Source organism: Myxococcus xanthus (genome assembly GCF_013116825.1).
Taxonomy (GTDB): domain Bacteria; phylum Myxococcota; class Myxococcia; order Myxococcales; family Myxococcaceae; genus Myxococcus; species Myxococcus xanthus_B.
Genome location: NZ_JABFNS010000062.1, coordinates 1 through 19,034 on the forward strand (window position 1 = coordinate 1; position 19,034 = coordinate 19,034).

General features: G+C 69.8%; 13 protein-coding genes. 10 read left to right on the plus strand and 3 right to left on the minus strand.

The features are described 5' to 3' along the window. Positions 1-335: 335 nt before the first annotated feature. Positions 336-836, minus strand: a complete 501-nt coding sequence (locus HNV26_RS19210; protein WP_171445224.1) for a hypothetical protein — start codon at positions 834-836, stop codon at positions 336-338. A gap of 82 nt (positions 837-918) precedes the next feature. Then, on the minus strand, positions 919-2,262 hold the full coding sequence (locus tag HNV26_RS19215) for a short-chain fatty acid transporter (RefSeq protein ID WP_090485948.1): 1,344 nt from the start codon (positions 2,260-2,262) through the stop codon (positions 919-921). 177 nt (positions 2,263-2,439) lie between these two features. Here HNV26_RS19215 and HNV26_RS19220 point away from each other — a divergent pair, with 177 nt between their 5' ends. After that, positions 2,440-4,563, plus strand: a complete 2,124-nt coding sequence (locus HNV26_RS19220) for an FUSC family protein (protein ID WP_171445223.1) — start codon at positions 2,440-2,442, stop codon at positions 4,561-4,563. A 7-nt stretch (positions 4,564-4,570) separates the two neighbouring features. Here HNV26_RS19220 and HNV26_RS19225 read toward each other — a convergent pair whose 3' ends face one another. Then, positions 4,571-6,112: a PAS domain-containing sensor histidine kinase gene (locus tag HNV26_RS19225; protein WP_171445226.1), complete on the minus strand. Its 1,542-nt coding sequence runs from the start codon at positions 6,110-6,112 to the stop codon at positions 4,571-4,573. 221 nt (positions 6,113-6,333) lie between these two features. Between HNV26_RS19225 and HNV26_RS19230 the strand changes: the two genes are divergently transcribed. The 9 genes from HNV26_RS19230 to HNV26_RS19270 all read left to right on the plus strand — a co-directional run bounded on the left by HNV26_RS19230 (position 6,334) and on the right by HNV26_RS19270 (position 19,006). Beyond that, a complete protein-coding gene (locus HNV26_RS19230; RefSeq protein WP_253816786.1) occupies positions 6,334-7,146 on the plus strand; it encodes a helix-turn-helix domain-containing protein in 813 nt (270 codons plus the stop codon). Positions 7,147-7,210: 64 nt separating this feature from the next. Beyond that, positions 7,211-7,564 carry a DUF3703 domain-containing protein gene (locus HNV26_RS19235; RefSeq protein ID WP_253816788.1) on the plus strand — a complete coding sequence of 118 codons (354 nt, stop codon included), beginning with the start codon at positions 7,211-7,213 and terminating at the stop codon, positions 7,562-7,564. Between the two features lie 87 nt (positions 7,565-7,651). After that, positions 7,652-9,127 (plus strand): DUF7125 family protein, encoded by a 1,476-nt coding sequence (locus HNV26_RS19240; protein WP_171445221.1) that lies wholly within the window; start codon positions 7,652-7,654, stop codon positions 9,125-9,127. A 28-nt stretch (positions 9,128-9,155) separates the two neighbouring features. Then, on the plus strand, positions 9,156-9,521 hold the full coding sequence (locus HNV26_RS19245; RefSeq protein WP_171445220.1) for a response regulator: 366 nt from the start codon (positions 9,156-9,158) through the stop codon (positions 9,519-9,521). 5 nt (positions 9,522-9,526) lie between these two features. Beyond that, on the plus strand, positions 9,527-10,351 hold the full coding sequence (locus HNV26_RS19250; RefSeq protein WP_171445219.1) for a hypothetical protein: 825 nt from the start codon (positions 9,527-9,529) through the stop codon (positions 10,349-10,351). Positions 10,352-10,582: 231 nt separating this feature from the next. Next, positions 10,583-16,486, plus strand: a complete 5,904-nt coding sequence (locus tag HNV26_RS19255; RefSeq protein WP_171452845.1) for a HAMP domain-containing protein — start codon at positions 10,583-10,585, stop codon at positions 16,484-16,486. Beyond that, positions 16,483-17,319 carry a CheR family methyltransferase gene (locus tag HNV26_RS19260; RefSeq protein WP_171445382.1) on the plus strand — a complete coding sequence of 279 codons (837 nt, stop codon included), beginning with the start codon at positions 16,483-16,485 and terminating at the stop codon, positions 17,317-17,319. Before HNV26_RS19255 ends, HNV26_RS19260 begins: the two co-directional genes overlap by 4 nt. Further along, positions 17,316-17,873 carry a chemotaxis protein CheB gene (locus HNV26_RS19265; protein WP_171445381.1) on the plus strand — a complete coding sequence of 186 codons (558 nt, stop codon included), beginning with the start codon at positions 17,316-17,318 and terminating at the stop codon, positions 17,871-17,873. The genes HNV26_RS19260 and HNV26_RS19265 overlap by 4 nt, the downstream gene beginning before the upstream one ends. Continuing rightward, positions 17,870-19,006 (plus strand): response regulator, encoded by a 1,137-nt coding sequence (locus HNV26_RS19270; protein ID WP_171445380.1) that lies wholly within the window; start codon positions 17,870-17,872, stop codon positions 19,004-19,006. Before HNV26_RS19265 ends, HNV26_RS19270 begins: the two co-directional genes overlap by 4 nt. Positions 19,007-19,034 lie beyond the last annotated feature (28 nt).

The following is a 19,034-nucleotide window of genomic DNA, read 5'->3' on the forward strand; positions in this document are numbered from 1 at the left end:
CACGAGCCTTATCGTCGGCAGCGTCAGTTGTGTATAAGAGACAGCCCGACAACTCCCTGCCCCTCAACCGCAGGACCTCTTGTGCAAGGGCATTGCCAGACACCGTTGCGGGGCGGCTCTCCTCTGGAGATGGACGGAACATTGCCCTCGGGGCAGAGGCGGGTGTCGGGTGCGCTGAAAAAACTCCCTGTCCGGCAGGGAACGTCGGGGGAAAAACGACGGACTGCCCGGCCTTGGGGGCAGGTGTGTGCCGGGTGCGCCAACGCAAACGCCCGCCAGGTGGCCTGAGGGCCGCTGGCGGGCGTTGGGGTGCTTCCACCTGCTTCAGGGGTGAATCAGAGCACCTTGACCTGAATCTCCTTCAGCACCTGGTCCCCGCGCAGCACCGACACCGTCCAGGTGCCAGGCTTGTTCAGCCGCAGGCCCGTCCACTGCCGCGCGCGCCAGCCCTCGCCCTTGATCTTCACGTCCTTCGTCTCACGGACGACGGTGCCCTGCTTCGACTGCACCATGATGTCCTCGACGGAGTCGCCCTGCGGCACCAGGTAGGCCTGCCACAGCATCACGCTGGTGCCGGCCTTGATGCCTTCCGGGCCGACTTCCGCGGTGCACTCGTACTTGTTGGGGCCTTCCTTGGCGACCTCGGTGCAGACCTTGGCCTCCACCAGCACGGGGCCCTGGCCCTGGCCCTTGTAGAAGTAGTTCCAGGTGTCACGCACCGCGTCCGCGTCCGGCGCCTTCACCTGCGCGGCGGCGGGCTCCGCGTCCTGCGCCATGGCCACCGGCGACATTCCCAGCACCGCGCACAGCAGGCCCCGCGTCAGCATCTTCGCCATCTCAAGTCCCCTCGTTCTCGTGATGTGGCAGGCCCCCAGGCCCGCCTTGCCAGGCTGGGTCTACCACAGCCCGTCCCGCCGCTCAGCCGAAGAGGAAGAAGGCCAGCGTCACCAGCGGCAGGTACACGAGGAAGGCCACCAGCAGGAATCCCAGGAGCTCTTTGAACTCCAAGCGCGCCACGGCCAGCAGCGGCAGCGCCCAGAAGGGTTGGATGAGGTCGGTGGCCATGTCGCCCCACGCATACGCCAGCACCACCTTCTCCGGCGCCACGCCCAGCCGCGTCGCGGCGTCCAGGAGGTAGGGCGCTTCAATGGCCCACTTCGAGCCGCCGGAGGGGACGAAGTAGTTCACCACGCCGCTGTACAGGTAGACGATGGCGGGGAACGTCTCGCGCGTGGACAGCGACACGAACAGCTCGCCGATGCGCTCCGTCAGGCCGGTGGCCTTGAAGATGCCGTAGATGCCCGCGTACAGCGGGAACTGGAGGACGATGCCGTGCAGCACGGTGCCGGCCTCCTCGCTGGCCTTGAGCAGCCGCGCGGGGGTGCCGTGCAGCAGCACCGCCAGCACCAGGAAGGTGAAGTTCACCACGTTGAGGTTGAGCGCGCGCCAGCCGCCATTCATCCACAGGTGCCGCGCCAGCCACACGAGCCCCAGGATGCCGATGACGGTGTTGAGCAGCCGCGAGTGGTCCAGCCACAGGGCGAAGCTTCGCTCCGCCGGGCGCGGGGGCGGGGTGAAGTCGCCCAGGGACTCCAGCACCGCCGGGTCCACGCGGACGGTGTTCTCCGGCTTCGGGTGCAGCACCCACGCCAGCAGCGTCAGCCCCGCCACCACGGCCAGCGTGAGGCCGATGTTGAAGGGCGAGAAGAGCGTCCTGTCGATGGGCAGCACGCCCAGGCTCTTCTCCAGGAAGTGGCCCGGCGTGGCCACCAGCAGCGGGGCGGAGGCGGACAGGCCGGAGTGCCAGGTGGCGCCCAGGCCGAAGTACGCGCACGCCACCAGCAGCCGGTAGTCCACGTCCGGCCGGCGCTTCACCATGAAGCGCACCAGCATGGCGCTGGCCACCAGGGACAGACCCCAGTTGACGTAGGCCAGGGCCATGGAGACGAAGGCCATCCACGCCGCCGCGCCCCGGGGCGTGCGTGGCACCCGCGCCGCGCGCTCCAGCAACGCGCGCACGGGGCCGGTGAGGGCCAGCAGGTAGCCGGTGAACATCACCAGCGCCATCTGCATGGAGAATCCGAGCAGCTCCCAGAAGCCGCCGCCCCAGGCGTCCAGCACGGCGGGCGGCGCGGCGCCAGCCCAGCCGGTGGCCAGCGCCATGGTGAGCAGCGTGAGCAGGACGGCGATGGCGAACGCGCTGGGGACGAAGCGCGAAGAGAAGCGGCCGAGGCTCTCCGCGATGCGGACAAGGGTCTCCACGAGGTGTCGCTCCTGGGCAGGGCCGGCACGTTACGGCATGTGCGGCGCGCCGGCGGCGCAATCCCGTCGCGAGTCCTGGCCGCACGAGCCCGGGCGCGCAGGCTCCCCTGGCCGCGGGGGGGCCCGGAGAGGGAGGGCGGAGGTTCCTTCCGCGCCGCACGGTGTCAACGCTCCAGGATGCGCCGACTGCTGAGACACCTGCGCTCCGTCCTCCGCGTCCGGCCAGGAAAGCCCGCCATTGGCGCGGGCTTGCGGACCGCGCTGGCCACCTCCGTCCCCCTGGTCCTCGCGTTCCTGTTGGGCGTGAAGGACGCGAGCTGGGGGGGCCTGTCCGGCCTCCTGGTGTCGCTGGCCGACAAGGGCGGCTCGTACCGGACGCGCGCGAAGGAGCTGGGCGCGGTGACGCTGCTGGGGGCCCTGGTGGGAGCGCTGGGCGCGCCGGGCGGGTCCATGCCGTGGCTGGACGTCTCCTTGATGTGGCTGGGGGTGACGGCGGCGGCCTTCGCGCGGAGCTACGGAGAGACGGCGGGCTCCGTTGGCGGGCAGCTCGCGGTCATCTTCGTCGTGTCGCTGGGCGCGCCCGCGGTGGGCGTGGATGCCGCGCTGGTCCGCGCCTTCTGGCTGCTCTTCGGCGGCCTGTGGGCCATGATGCTGTCCCTGGTGCTGTGGCCCTTGCGGCCCTACCGCCCGGCGCGGAGGGCCATCGCGCGCGTGTACGGGGAGCTGGCGGAGGCGTGCTGGGATTTGGGCCGCCTGTCGCGCGAGGGCGCCAGCTCCCACGAGTGGGTGGAGGCCGCGGAGCGGCACATGAGCGTGCGGCCCCTCATGGAGCAGGCGCGCGCCACGCTGGGGGCCATGCGCGGCACCCACCTGGGCAGGTCCCGGCGGGGCGAGCACCTGCTCGTGTTGCTCGAGACGTGCGAGCCGATGTCCGCCCAGCTCATCGCCCTGGCCGAGGCCATGGAGGCGGCCGTGCGCGAGCCCCGCTTCCTGCCGCTGCGCGCGCGCGTGGACTCGCTGTGTGACGCCTACGCGGCCATGGCGAGCTGGGTGGAGCAGGTGCTGGTGCGCGAGCGAAATGAAGGTGTCCCGCGCGCGCCCCGGATGGTGCCTCGCTCCCGCAGACGGCACTACCGGCCCGCTCCAGGCATCCGGAGCCGCGAGGACCCGCTGTCCATCCACGTGGAGGCGCTCTTCGGGAAGCTGCGGGAGCTGGCGGGAGTGGCGCACGAGACGGCCGCGGGCCTGCTCCATGGCGACCCGGTGTCCGACCGCGGGCGGAGCGTGGTGGGCCAGGAGCCGCGGCACGCGCGCTCCTGGCTGGCCCCGCTTCGCGACCACCTCCGCTCCGACTCGCTCGTCTTCCGGCACGCGCTGCGCGTGGGGCTGGTGGCGACGGTGGCGCTGGTGGTGACGCGGGCGCTGGGCATCCGCGACGCCCACTGGGTGAGCCTCACCGTCATCGCCATCCTCCAACCGTATTCGGCCATCACCGAGGAGCGCGCGCTCCAGCGCGTCGGCGGGACGCTGCTGGGCGCCTGCCTGGCGGCGGTGATTGCCACGCGCGTGCATTCTCCCTCCGCGCTGCTCGTCGTCATCGTCCTGCTCACGGCGGTGTCGGTGTCCCTCCTGCCCATCAACTTCGGGGCCTTCCAGGTCCTGCTCACGCCCGACTACCTGCTGCTGGCCACGTTGGGCTCGGGGGACTGGAGCCTCGCCGGCCAGCGAGCGCTGGGCGTGCTGGTGGCCTGCGCGCTGGCGCTGACGGGCGCGTGGCTGCTGTGGCCCATGCCGGAGCGCCGCCGCTTCCCGGAAGCCGCGGCGGCCGCGTTACGCGCGGATGGTGAATACCTGCGCGAGGTCATCTCCCGCCGCAGCGGCACGCGGCCCGAGGTGGGCGCCGCGCGGCGCACCTTCAGCCTGGCGCTGCTGGACGCGGAGGCCTCCTTCGAGCGGCTCACCGCCGAGTACCACGGCCCGCCCCAGCAGCTCGAGTCGGGCATGGCCGTCATCACCTATGCGCGCCGCTTCGCCACCGTGGTGACGGCCCTGGGCATGGAGCGGCCGGAGGAGGAGGTTCCCGGCCAGTTGAAGCAACTGGCGCACCAGGCGGGGCGCGCGCTCGACGAACTCGCGGACGCGCTCACGGACCTGCGCGTGCCGCCACCCCTGCCGCCGCTGCAGGTGTCGTGCAAGACGGATGACCCCGTCTTCGGCGCGTTGCTCGAACGGGTGCCTCGCCAACTGGGCATGTTGCACGGCGCCGTGTCGCGGCTCAGCAGCGGCTCGGTCCTGCGGTGAGCCGGCCTCAGGGCCGGGCCTCCCGTTGCGCCGTCGCGGTCAGCACGGGCAGCGAGACATGGAACGTGGAGCCTCGGCCCAGCTCGCTGTCCACCCAGATGTGACCGCCGTGCCGTTCGATGATGTCCCGGCAGATGTAGAGCCCCAGGCCCAGGCCCCCGAAGCCGGACACGGGCGCGTTGCTCGCGCGGAAGAAGCGGTCGAAGAGGTGCGCCTGCTGCTCCTGGGAGATGCCGATGCCGCCGTCCGCCACGCTGAGCACGGCGTTGCCGTCCGCGTGAGCCAGGGAGACGCGCACGGTGCCGCCCAGCGGGCTGTATTTGACGGCGTTCTCCAGGAGGTTGGCCAGCACCTGCGACAGCCGGCCGCGGTCGCCCATGACGAGGAGGTCCTCCTGGGGAAGCTCGCACGTGAAGGCATGCGCCGCGCTGAGGGCGCGGAACTCCGAGCACGCCTCGTTCGCCACCTTCAGGAGCGACACGGGCTCACGGTGCAGCTTCAGCCGGCCCGCCTCCACACTGGAGGCATCCACCAGATCATTCACCAGCGCGGACAGGCGGTCCACCTGCGCCATGGCCTTGTCCACGCGCTCGGGCGCGATGGGCTCCCGGGCCGCCAGCGTCCGCTTCAGCAGCTCCAGGTGGAGGCGCAGCGGCGTCAGGGGCGTCTTGAGCTCGTGGGCGGCGATGGAGAGGAAGTCGTCGCGCACGCGAATGGCCTCGTGCGCCTCGGCCAGCAGCCGCTCCTGCGCGCGCTGCGCGTGCACGCGCTCGGTGATGTCGCGGAAGCTCCAGACGCGGCCGGTGATGCGCCCGCGCCGCCGCTGGGGCAGGGAGTAGCGCTCCAGGATGCGGCCGTTGCGCAGTTCGATGATGTCGAAGCTCTCCTGCCATGGCTTCTCGTACAGGGCCTGGACCCGCGAGAAGAAGGCGTCCGGGGCCTTCAGCTTCTCGCGCACGGCCGCGAGCAGCGCCGCGTCGTGCGTGCAGGCCGCCAGTCCCGTCAGTCCCCAGAGCTGCTCGAACTGGCGGTTGCAGGCGGTGATGTGTCCGTCCCGGTCGACCACCAGCAGCCCGTCCGCCGTCGAGTCGAGCGTGGCCTCCAGCAGGGACACCGTCTGCTCCAGCCGCTCCTGGGCCTGATGCTGCTCGGTGACGTCCACCATGACGCCTTGAAGCCGGTGGGCGCGGCCGTCCTGGGACAGCACGGTGACGATGTCACGCAGCCAGACGACGCGGCCGTCCGCGGCAATCATCCGGTATTCGAGTTCGTGGGGAAGGCACTGCTCCACCGCGGAGTGGCAGTAGGTGGAGGCCCAGTCCCGGTCGTCTGGATGCAGGTGCTCCATCCAGAAGTCGGGCTCCGTGAGCCACTGCTCCACCGGATAGCCGAGCAGCCGCTCCGCCTGCTTGCTCACGAAGATGAAGCGGACGAAGGGGTCTGCCTCCCAGACGATGCCGTCGACATTGTCGATCAGCGCGTCATGTCCACCCCGGGCAGGCGGGCTGACGTCCCCGGCTGCGTCGAGGCCCGGCTCCCTCTCCACCATGGCGCGCTCCCTCCCCTGGAGCGGGGGCTCTCCCGTGTCTCGGACCTTCTTCAATCAATACACCCGGGGAGCCGGGCGCCACCGGCCCCTTACGGCCAGGGGTGCATCGTCCGCCGAATCCCCGGAACCGGGCAGGCCGGGGCGCCCCGGGGCAGGGCCTTGCTTCCTCGCGGGGAATGCGCAGGCGGAGACATGCGAGGATGGCGCACCGAGCCCGCCCCATGACGCCTCCTCGCCCCGCCCGCGCCCGTGTGCAGCCTTCCCGTGAAGACCGGTGGCTGGGGCGCGTCTTCTTCGGCCCCCGGCGCTTGATGTACGCGGGGCCGCTCGCCCCAACGGACCCGCACGCCCACCCCACCTTTCAGGTCCTGCTATCCCTGGACGCGCCGGTGCGCCTGCGCGACGCCCGTCAGCAGGAGGTCGAATGTCAGGCGGCCGTCGTTCCTCCGGACGCCGAGCACGCCATCGTCGAAGGCACCCTGGCCGCGGTGCTGCTCCACGTCCCGGCGGAGGACCTGGTGGGCCGCCGGCTGGCGACGCTGGGCATCGGCGTGGACGCGGCCTCGTGGGGCGCTGCGGGCGAACGTTTGAGGGCCTGTGGCATCGGCCGGTTGCCGGTGCGCTGGGCGGAGGCCGAGGCGCAGACGCAGGTCCTGCTGCGTGAGCTCCAAGCCGACGCGGGCGTCGCGAAGCCCACCCACCCCGCGGTGAAGAAGCTGCTGCGGCTGCTGCCAGAGGCGCTGGATGAAGACGTGCGTCTGGCCACGCTCGCTCCGCGCGTGGGCTTGTCGGTGGGCCGGCTGTCGCATCTGTTCAGCGCGCAGGTGGGCTTCCCCTTGCGGCCCTACATCCTCTGGCTGCGCCTGCACCGGGCCGCCGAGCACCTGCAACAAGGCGCGTCCCTCACCGAGGCCGCGCACGCCGCGGGCTTCACCGACAGCGCGCATCTGAATCACGCCTTCCGCCGCACCTTCGGCCTCAAGCCCTCGGAGATTGCCGGGGTGGTGGAGTGGGTGCGCCCGCCCTCGCGATAGCGCGTTCTTACAAGCCGGCGGGGGCTTCGTGGCGCGATGGTGGCGACATGACCGGGGAGAATCCATGTCGATGAAGGCGAAGCTGCGCGCCGCTTTCGAAGCGGAGCTGCGCGAGGCCCATGAAGCGGAGTCGCGTGCGGAGCATGGGCGTGCCTGGCGGCACCTCGAGCGGGCCCACGTCCTCAGCCAGGCCCACGCGGGCCCTCACGTGCGGGTGCACTGGCGCATGCTGGGGTTCGGGTGGCGCCGGCGGAGCGCCGCGGAGTGGGTGGGGCAGGTGGTGCGGCTGCTGGTCGCCGCGCCAGGCTCATGGCTCGGGCGGGCACCGCTGGGAAACACCGGTGGCGCGAACGTGGGCATCCTCACGCCCATGCCCATTCCCGACGACCTGCGCGCCCTGCTGGACGCTGACCGCTGAGGCCCTCTCGCTGTTCACGGCTCGCGCGGTTCTCTTCTCACATTCCGAGGCGCGCGCTGGGGCGAATTACGGTATGGAACGGACATCATGTCCTCTTCCGAGCAACCGGCACGGCAGGACGCACGCGTATCGACTGGCGTGCCTGGGCTTGACGCCGTGCTGGGCGGCGGTCTCGTGTCGTCGGGTGTCTACATCTTCGTGGGGGAGCCGGGCGCGGGGAAGACCCTCTTCGCCAACCAGCTCTGCTATCACCAGGGACGCGCCGGCGCGCGGTGCCTGTATGTCACGCTGCTGGCGGAGTCTCACGCTCGCATGCTGGCCAACATGCGGGACATGGCCTTCTTCGACTCGGCGCTGCTGCCCGAGGGCGTCTACTACGTCAGCGGCTTCCGCACGCTGGAGGAGCATGGGCTGCCGGGGTTGCTGGAGCTCTTGCGGCGCGAGGTGCGCAACCACAACGCCAGCATCCTGGTGCTGGATGGTCTGGTGCAGGCGCAGGAGGCGGCCGGCAGCAGCCGCGACTTCAAGAAGTTCATCCACGAGCTCCAGGTCGCCGCCGGGCTGACGCGCTTCACGGCGCTGCTGCTCACCAGCGCCAACGGTCCCGCCGTCCACCCGGAATACACCATGGTGGATGGCATCCTGGAGCTGCGCGAGCGCACCCAGGGCGTGCGCTCCTGGCGCGAGCTGCAAGTGCGCAAGTTCCGGGGGAGCCCCACGCTGCACGGCGTCCACGCCTTCCGCATCACCAGCGACGGGTTGGAGGTCTTCCCCCGGTTGGAGTCGCGGGTGCAGCGCACGCCGCCGCCGGACCCGGGCGCCCATCGCCTCCACTTCGGCGTTCCGTCCCTGGACGCGCTCTTCCCGGAGGGGCTGGCGGTGGGGTCCACCTCCCTGCTGCTCGGTCCGCCTGGCGCGGGCAAGACGCTGCTGGGCAGCAGCTTGCTGGCGGAGGGCCTGAAGCAGGGCGAGCACTGCCTGTACATGGGCTTCTATGAGCCGCCCAACCGGCTGTTGGGCAAGGTGGCATCCGCGGGCATCGACCTGGGCGGCGCCGTGGCGGACGGACGGCTCAACTTCATCTGGCAACCGCCTTCCGAGTGCATTCTCGACGTGCTGGCGGACCAGCTCCTGTCGGACGTGCGGCGGCGCAACGTGAAGCGCGTGTTCGTGGACGGGCTCAGCGCCATGCAACAGTCCTCGCCCGAGCCCGCGCGCATCAATTCGTTCTTCGCGGCCCTCACCCAGGAGCTGCGTTGCACGGGGACCACCACCCTCTTCAGCATGGAGACACCGCGGCTCTTCGGTCCGGTGCTGGACGTCCCGATGGAGGTCGGCCCTTCCGCTGTGGCGGAGAACCTCTTTTTCCTGAGACATGTCGAGCTCGAAGGCCGCCTGCGCAGGCTGCTGAGCATCTTCAAGATGCGTGACACCTACTATGACCCCACCCTGAGGGAGTTCGTCATCACACCCCAGGGAATCGAGGTGCTGCCCCCCTTCAGTGTCGCTGTGGATACCCTGCTCACGGGACTTGCCCGGCATCCGGGCGCTGGCCATTTCTGAACGAACCTCGAGGAGTAGTACCACCCGTATGGAGACGGTCCTGGTGGTGGATGACGAGCAGGGCATCCTGGAAGCCCTGGCGGACCTCCTTCGAGAGGAGGGCTACCGCGTTCTGACGGCCTCTCACGGCCGTGAGGCGCTGGAGCGGATGGCGGAGCTTCGGCCGGACCTGGTCCTCACTGACTGGATGATGCCCGTCCTGGATGGACCGGCACTCATCGAGCGCATCCGGGCTGAGCCGGCCTACAAGGATGTGTCACTCATGGGGATGAGCGCGGTGGACGTGTCCGCGCTGCGGCCTCGGTATCCTGGCATGCCGTTTCTCCAGAAGCCTTTCGACATCCACGCGCTGATGCGACAGGTCCGCAAGGCCCTGGACGGAAAGCAAGGCTGAGCCCCATGTTCTACCTGCTCAAGCTGGGCCCCGTGCCACTCAGTCAGGGCAACACACAGGTCCAGGTGTATCTGCGTATCTCCGATTCCGGAGAGCCCGCCGCGCCCGTCTTCGAATCGGACGACGGGGCGGGGCTGCGGGCCCTGCTGGAGGGGGTGGACGCGGCGGAGGTGCGCTGCGTGCCGGCGCTGGCCGCCGCGGGCGCGGAGCTGGGGCTCGCCGTGGCGGAGCCTTCACCGCAAGCGCTGTCTTCCTGCGCGGCCATCGCGACCTTCGTGGCGTGGGGGCAGCGAGGCTTGTCCGGGCTCGGCTCGGACAAGGCGCTGCTCTTCGTGCAGGCGTCGACGGAGTACTGGGATGCGCGGCCCTGGACGCATTGGGATGACAGCCAGCCCTTCGAGGTGGCCGTCACCGGGCCGATGAACCACACCTTCGAGGGGTGCGTCTTCCACATGGGGGACGGGCGCGCGGGGCTGGCGCTGTACTTCAAGCCCGGCGCGCTGCAGATGTTGATGGAGATGCAGGCGCGTGGCCAGGGAGACGCCGCCACCAACCTGCCCGCGATTGCCGTCACGCTGGACACGTCCCCTTCGTACGCCGTGGACGCGCTCACCGCCGCGGGGCGCGCGCCGCGCCTGCCGCTGCCCCTGAAGACAGGGCCGGACGGCATCAGCGTGCCGTCTCCGCTGGAGTCCCTGGTGCTGGTGGCGTCGTTGCGCGCGGTGGCCCGGCTGTCACCGGAGCAGCGCGAGGTGCTCAGCAGCGTCGTGGCCGGAGATGAGCAGATGCAGGTGCGCGTCCGCGCGCCCGCGCCCCGCGTCCGGCACTGAGCCCGCCTGCTCCGTCAGCGAGCGCACCGACTTTCACACCGAGTCGCGCCGTGTCCGCGCCAGTGTTGGCTGCCGGACGAAGTCCTCCTGGAATGTCGCCTGATGGCCAGCCGGGCGTCCCGGGGGGACTGGTCCAAGTGTGCGAAAGCGCGAGAGAACACGCTCCAGCTGCGAGATTCCCGCAGGACGGCAGCCCGTGCTTCGCCGTCCCGGGACCGACCAGGAACTCATATGGCCACGAAGAAGGTTTCCTCCCGCCGTGCAGCTGTCGCGGCTCCCCCTCCAGCGCGAATCCGGGAGGATGATTCGCAGTCGCTCGACTCGCGCCAGCTGCTGCGGGTCCTCACCGCCGTCCGCAAGGGCGACTTCTCCGTGCGCATGCCGGTGGACAAGGTGGGCAGCGCCGGCAAGGTGGCGGACACCCTGAACGAAATCATCGAACTCAGCGAGCGCATGGCCCGTGAGTTCGAGCGCATCGGCAACGTGGTGGGCAAGGAAGGCCGAATCACCCAGCGCGGTAACGTGGTGGGCGCGCTGGGCTCGTGGGGCGACTGCGTCGAGTCGGTGAACACGCTGGTGGCCGACCTGGTGCAACCGACGACGGAGATGGGCCGCGTCATCGGCGCTGTGGCCAAGGGTGACCTGTCGCAGACCATGGCCCTGGAAGTGGACGGACGTCCCCTCCGAGGCGAGTTCCTCCGCACCGCCCGGTTGGTGAACGGGATGGTGGAGCAGCTCGGCGCCTTCGCTTCCGAGGTGACGCGCGTGGCCCGCGAGGTGGGCACCGACGGAAAGCTGGGCGGTCAGGCCAAGGTGAAGGGCGTGGCCGGCACGTGGAAGGACCTCACGGACAACGTGAACTCCATGGCCTCCAACCTCACCGCGCAGGTGCGCAGCATCGCCGAGGTGACGACGGCCGTCGCCAAGGGCGACCTGTCCAAGAAAATCACCGTGGACGTGCGCGGCGAAATCCTGGAGCTGAAGAACACCATCAACACGATGGTGGACCAGCTCAACTCGTTCGCGTCGGAGGTGACGCGCGTGGCGCGCGAGGTGGGCACGGAGGGCAAGCTGGGCGGACAGGCCGTCGTGCGCGGCGTCGGTGGCACGTGGAAGGACCTCACGGACAACGTGAACTCCATGGCGTCGAACCTGACGTCCCAGGTGCGCAACATCGCCGAGGTGACGACGGCCGTCGCCAAGGGCGACCTGTCCAAGAAGATCACGGTCGACGCCAAGGGCGAGGTGCTGGAGCTGAAGAACACCATCAACACGATGGTGGACCAGCTCAACTCGTTCGCGTCGGAAGTGACGCGCGTGGCGCGTGAGGTGGGCACCGACGGAAAGCTGGGCGGTCAGGCCGACGTGAAGGGCGTGGCTGGCGTGTGGAAGGACCTCACGGACAACGTGAACAGCATGGCGTCCAACCTGACGTCGCAGGTGCGCAACATCGCCGAGGTGACGACGGCCGTGGCGAACGGCGACCTGTCCAAGAAAATCACCGTGGACGTGCGCGGCGAAATCCTGGAGCTGAAGAACACCATCAACACGATGGTGGACCAGCTCAACTCGTTCGCGTCGGAGGTGACGCGCGTGGCGCGCGAGGTGGGCACGGAGGGCAAGCTGGGCGGACAGGCCGTCGTGCGCGGCGTCGGCGGCACGTGGAAGGACCTCACCGACAACGTGAACTCCATGGCGTCGAACCTGACGTCCCAGGTGCGCAACATCGCCGAGGTGACGACGGCCGTCGCCAAGGGCGACCTGTCCAAGAAGATCACGGTCGACGCCAAGGGCGAGGTGCTGGAGCTGAAGAACACCATCAACACGATGGTGGACCAGTTGTCGTCCTTCGCCTCGGAAGTGACGCGCGTCGCGAAGGAGGTCGGCACCGAAGGAAAGCTCGGTGGTCAGGCCATCGTGCGCGGCGTCGGTGGCACGTGGAAGGACCTCACCGACAACGTGAACAGCATGGCGTCCAACCTGACGTCCCAGGTGCGCAACATCGCCGAGGTGACGATGGCGGTGGCGCGCGGTGACCTCTCCAAGAAAATCACCGTGGACGTGCGCGGCGAAATCCTGGAGCTGAAGAACACCATCAACACGATGGTGGACCAGTTGTCGTCCTTCGCCTCGGAGGTGACGCGCGTGGCGCGCGAAGTGGGGACCGAAGGCAAGCTGGGCGGGCAGGCCGTCGTGCGCGGTGTCGGTGGCACGTGGAAGGACCTCACCGACAACGTGAACTCCATGGCGTCGAACCTGACGTCCCAGGTGCGCAACATCGCCGAGGTGACGACGGCCGTGGCGAACGGCGACCTCTCCAAGAAAATCACCGTGGACGTGCGCGGCGAAATCCTGGAGCTGAAGAACACCATCAACACGATGGTGGACCAGCTCAACTCGTTCGCGTCGGAGGTGACGCGCGTGGCGCGCGAGGTGGGCACGGAGGGCAAGCTGGGCGGGCAGGCCGTGGTGAAGGGCGTGGCCGGCACGTGGAAGGACCTCACGGACAACGTGAACTCCATGGCCTCCAACCTCACGTCGCAGGTGCGCAACATCGCCGAGGTGACGACGGCCGTCGCCAAGGGCGACCTGTCGAAGAAAATCACCGTGGACGTGCAGGGCGAAATCCTGGAGCTGAAGAACACCATCAACACGATGGTGGACCAGCTCAACTCGTTCGCGTCGGAGGTGACGCGCGTGGCGCGCGAGGTGGGCACGGAGGGCAAGCTGGGCGGACAGGCCGAGGTGAAGGGCGTGGCCGGCACGTGGAAGGACCTCACGGACAACGTGAACTCCATGGCCTCCAACCTCACCACGCAGGTGCGCGGCATCGCGAAGGTCGTGACGTCGGTGGCCAACGGTGACCTGAAGCGCAAGCTGGTGGTGGACGCGAAGGGCGAAATCGCGGAGCTGGCGGACACCATCAACGGCATGATTGACACCCTGGCGGTGTTCGCCGACCAGGTGACGACGGTGGCCCGCGAGGTGGGCATCGAAGGGAAGCTGGGCGGTCAGGCCCGTGTGCCTGGTACGGCGGGCATCTGGCGCGACCTCACGGACAACGTGAACCAGCTGGCCGCCAACCTCACCACGCAGGTGCGCGCCATCGCCGAGGTGGCCACCGCCGTGACGAAGGGTGACCTCACGCGGTTCATCACCGTGTCCGCGCAGGGCGAAGTGGCCGCCCTGAAGGACAACATCAACGAGATGATCCGCAACCTGAAGGACACCACGCGGAAGAACACGGAGCAGGACTGGCTCAAGACGAACCTGGCCAAGTTCACCCGCGTCCTCCAGGGGCAGCGGGATTTGCTCACGGTGTCCAAGGTCATCCTGTCGGAGCTGGCGCCGCTGGTGGATGCCATGCACGGCGTCTTCTACATCTCCGAGCGCGCGGACGGCGGCGACCCGATGCTCAAGCTGCTGGCGTCCTACGCGTACCGTCAGCGCAAGGGACTGGCGAACACCTTCAAGTACGGCGAGGGGCTGGTGGGCCAGTGCGCCCTGGAGAAGGAGCCCATCCTCCTGTCGGACGTGCCGGACAGCTACATCCGCATCGCGTCGGGCCTGGGCGAAGAGGTGCCACGCAACATCGTGGTGCTGCCGGTGCTCTTCGAAGGGGAAGTCAAAGCCGTCATCGAGCTGGCCTCCTTCCACACCTTCAGTGAGGTCCACATGGGCTTCCTGGAGCAGCTCACGGAGTCCATCGGCATCGTGCTCAACACGATTGCCGCCAACATGCGCACCGAGGCGCTGCTGAAGCAGTCGCAGGCGCTGACGGACGAGCTCCGCAAGCAGCAGGAGGAGCTGACGGAGACGAACAAGCGCCTGGAGCAGCAGGCCACCTCGCTCCAGCAGTCGGAGGAGCTGCTCAAGCGTCAGCAGGAGGAGCTGCGCAGCACCAACGAGGAGCTCCAGGAGAAGGCGAAGCTGCTCTCCGAGCAGAAGACGGAGGTGGAGCGCAAGAATGGCGAGGTGGAGCAGGCCAAGCTCGCCCTGGAGGAGAAGGCCGAACAGCTCAGCCTCACGTCCAAGTACAAGTCCGAGTTCCTGGCCAACATGAGCCACGAGCTGCGGACGCCGCTCAACTCGCTGCTCATCCTCAGCCAGACGCTCAGCGACAACGTGGATGGCAACCTCACGTCGCGGCAGGTGGAGTTCGCCAAGACGATTCACGCGTCCGGCGCGGACCTGCTGGAGCTCATCAACGACATCCTCGACCTGTCGAAGATTGAATCCGGCACCATGGCCGTGGACGTGGGTCCGCTGCGCTTCGGCGACCTGCGCGAGTTCGTGGACCGCACCTTCCGGCAGGTGGCGGACAAGAAGGGGTTGGAGTTCCACATCGGCCTGGGGGATTCGCTGCCCGGCGAGCTGGAGACGGACGCGAAGCGCCTGCAACAGGTGCTCAAGAACCTGCTGTCCAACGCCTTCAAGTTCACCGAGTCCGGCTCGGTGTCGCTGCACATCGGGCTGGCGAAGGGCGGCTGGTCTCCGGACCACGCCATGTTGTCCTCCGCGCCCTCGGTGGTCGCCTTCACCGTGGTGGACACGGGCATCGGCATCCCGAAGGACAAGCATCAAATCATCTTCGAGGCCTTCCAGCAGGCGGATGGCTCCACCGCCCGCAAGTACGGGGGCACCGGCCTGGGTCTGTCCATCAGCCGTGAAATCGCGCGGCTGCTCGGCGGCGAAATCCGGCTGGAGAGCGACGTGGGCAGGGGCAGCGCCTTCACCCTCTACCTGCCGCTGGCCTTCATGGCGGAGCGTCCGTCGGAGGAGCATGCGCGCTGGGAGCCAACCCCGCTGGTCCCCACGGTGCCCCCCGCGTCCATCGCGGAGCCAGTCACGGAGTCGCGGGTGTCTTCGCTGAGCCGGATGGACATCGATGATGACCGGAGCTCCATCCTGCCTGGAGACAAGGTGCTGCTGGCCGTGACGCACCTGGCGGACCATGCCGCGCGCCTGCGCGCCGCGGCGCAGGGCACGGGCTTCAAGGTGCTGGTGTCCACCGAGGTGGAGGACGCGCTGGATGCCGTCCGCAACACGCGGCCAGCGGCCGTGGCGGTGGACCTGGACCTGCCGGAGATGGCGGGCTGGGTGGTGCTGGACCGGCTGAAGCACGACGCGTCCACTCGCGCGCTGCCGGTGTACACGGTGTCGGTGGAGGACCACCGCGAGCGTTCGCTCAACCTGGGCGCCATTGGCCACCTGCGCGCGGCGGCGGACCCGGAGGCGGCGGTGGCCGCGCTGGAGTCCCTCAAGCGCTTCGTGGAGCGCAAGGGCCGCGGGCTGCTCGTGGTGGAGGATGACCCCGTCCACCGCCAGACGCTGACGGAGCTCCTGGGCAGTGATGACGTGCTGACGGTGGCGGTGGGGACCGCGGCGGAGGCCCTGGCCGCGCTGGCCGAGCGCCGCTTCGACTGCATGGTGCTGGACCTGGGCCTGCCGGACATGCCCGGCGCGGAGCTCATCCGCCGCATCCATGAGGCGCACGGCGCGGGCGGGCCGCCGCTCATCGTCTACACGGGCCGCGAGCTGACGCGCGCCCAAGAGACGGAGCTGCGGCGGGTGGCCGAGGCCATCGTCGTGAAGGACGCGCAGAGCCCGGAGCGGCTGCTGGAGGAGACGAGCCTGTTCCTCCACCGCTCGCCCTCGGAGCTGACCGAGCCCAAGCGCCGCATGCTGGAGAAGGCGCGCGAGAGGGACCCCTTGCTGGTGAACCGCAAGGTGCTGGTCGTGGACGACGACGTGCGCAACATCTTCGCCCTCAACACCGTGCTGGAGCGCTACGGCATGAAGGTGGCCTTCGCGGAGAGCGCGCGCGAGGGCCTGGACCAACTGGAGAAGGACCCCGACATCGAGCTGGTGCTGATGGACGTGATGATGCCGGAGATGGACGGCTACCAGGCCATGCGCGCCATCCGCCGCATGGAGCGCTTCGCCCATCTGCCCATCCTGGCCCTCACCGCCAAGGCCATGAAGGGTGACCGGGAGAAGTGTCTGGAGGCGGGTGCGTCCGACTACATCACCAAGCCGGTGGACATCGAGAAGCTGCTCAGCCTGCTGCGCGTGTGGCTGCACGCGCCGCGGGGCGTGCCGCCGCGCGGTTCGCGCACGGAGGTCTCCGGATGACGGGGCCCGGCGCGCGCGGCGCGGAGCTGGAGGCGCTGGAGGTGGACCTGCTGCTGGAGGGCGTGGCCCGGCAATGGGGCTTTGACCTGCGCAGCCGCTCCCGGCCGCAGCTCTTGCGGCGGCTGCGGCACCACCTCCGCGAGGAGCGGCTGGACAGCTTCTCCGCGCTCCAGGCCCGCGTGCTGCACGACGCCGAGGCGCTGGACGCGCTGCTGCGCACGCTGTCCTGCACACCGCCCGCCCTGTTCGCGGAGGCCGCCTTCTTCCGCGACTTCCGCACCCGGGTGGTGCCGGTGCTTCGCACCTGGCCCTCCGTGCGTGTGTGGCACGTGGGCTGTGGCACCGGCGAGGACACGTACGCGCTGGCCATCCTCCTCCATGAGGAAGGGCTGTGGGGCAAGTGCCGGCTGTATGCGTCCGACGCGAGTGAAGGGCTGCTGGCGGACGCGCGCACCGGCGTGCTGCCGCTGCCCACGCAGGAGGACGCGCAGCGCTACCTGGAGGCGGGCGGGAAGGGCGCGCTCTCCGACTACTACACGCGCGACGGCAACTGGGCGCTGCTCCAGCCCCGGCTGCGCGACGGCATCTTCTTCACCCAGCACAACCTGGCCACGGATGGCTCGTTCAACGAGTTCCACGTCATCGTGTGCCGGGACACGTTGCTGACCTTCAACCGCGCACTGCACGACCACATCCACGGCCGCCTCTTCGAGAGCCTCGCCCGCTTTGGCTTCCTGTGCCTGGGGCGCAAGGAGTCGCTGGCGCGCACGCCGCACGCGGGGGCCTACGAGATGCTGGAGGACTGCGGTCGCATCTTCAGGAGGGTGGCATGAATCCCCTGGGCCTGCTGGTGATGGGGGCGCCGCGCTGCGCGGCGGCGGACGTGGAGTCGGTGCTGGCGCTGTTGCCTCCGCACCTGCCCGTGCCGGTGGTGTTGGCGCTGCACCGGGGCCCTCTGGACGCGCTGGCCCCGCCGCTGGGCCGCCGCTGCGCGCTGCCGGTGGTGGAGCCGGACGACAAGGACCCGCTGCTGCCCGGCGCCGTGTACCTGGCGCCCGCGGGCTACCACTTGTTGGTGGACCGGGGCTGGGTGTCCCTGTCCGTGGAGCCGCCCGAGCATGGGCAGCGGCCCGGCCTGGACGCGCTCTTCGAATCCGCGGCGGACAGCCATGGCCCCAGGGCCGCGGGGCTGCTCTTCGCGGGGCACGAGGATGGGGTGGCGGGCTTGCAGGCGCTCCATGCGAGAGGCGCCCGGGTGGCCGTGGTGGGCACGAACCAGACGGGCGGAGCGGGCGAGGAGGGAGAGATGGCGCAATTGACGTTGGGGTCCGTGGGAGGGTGGCTCGCGCGGCTGGCCTATGTGCCGCGTTCCAAGGTGCTGCCTTGAGCGGCGCGCCCACGCGTGAGCGCCTGCCGGCGATTCCGGCGGAGCCGGTCTGCCTGCTGCTGGTGGATGACCAGCCGGAGAACCTGCTGGCGCTGGAGGCGGCGCTTGCGCCCCTGGGGCAGCGGCTGGTCACCGCGAGCAGCGGCCGCGAGGCGCTGCGTCACCTGCTGACGCAGGACTTCGCCGTCATCCTCCTGGACGTCGTCATGCCGGACATGGACGGCTTCGAGACGGCCCAGCTCATCCGCGAACGAGAGCGCAGCCGCGGCACGCCCCTCATCTTCCTCACCGGGCTGTCGCGGGGGCCCCATCCGGAGCTGCGCGGCTATGCCATGGGCGCGGTGGACTTCCTGCTCAAGCCCTTCGAGCCGGCCATCCTGCGCTCCAAGGTGAGCGTCTTCGTGGAGCTGTACCGCAAGACGGAGTTGGTGCGGCGGCAGGCGGAGGCGCTGCGCGAGGCCCAGCAGCGCGAGCACGCGCGGGAGTTGTTGGAGGCGCAGCGGCGCGTGGAGGCCGAGCGGCTTCGTTCAGAAACCAACCGAAACCAGCAGCGCTGGCTGGAGGCGGCGCTGGCCGCGCTCCCCATGCCGCTGGCGTTGGTGGAGCCGGGAAGTGGCCACACCCTGCTGGCCAACCGGGCGGCGCAAGGGCTGGCGGGGGGCTGCCTGGCCTACCGTGAGGCGCGCGCGCTGCATGCGGAGGCATGCTTCCGGGGCGCGGACGGCCGGCTGCTCGCGGATGAAGACCTGCCGCTGATGCGCGCAGCGCGCGGTGAGGTGTTCCAGGCGTTCCCCGTGGAGTGGAACGTGGGCGGCCAGCGCGGTTCGGTGCTCGCTTCCAGTGAGCGGCTGCCCCGCATGCATGGACGCCCGGAGACCATGGTGCTGGGCCTCCTGGACGTAACGGCGCTCCGAGCCGCCGCTCGCCACGACTGGCTCCCGCTGCCGGTCACGGAGCACATCGCTACACTGGAGGCGCGGGGGGAGGACACAGGCCCGCTCACTCGGCTCATCGAGGTGCTGCGGAACCTGCCGGGCTTGAGCACCGGGAGCCCCGGACAGGAGCGCGAGGAGGGCTCCTCGCGCGCAGAGGAGAGCAGCCAGGCGGGCAATCCTCCTCGGCCCGCGCGCTGAACATCGCCGGTCGAGAAATGGTTGACGC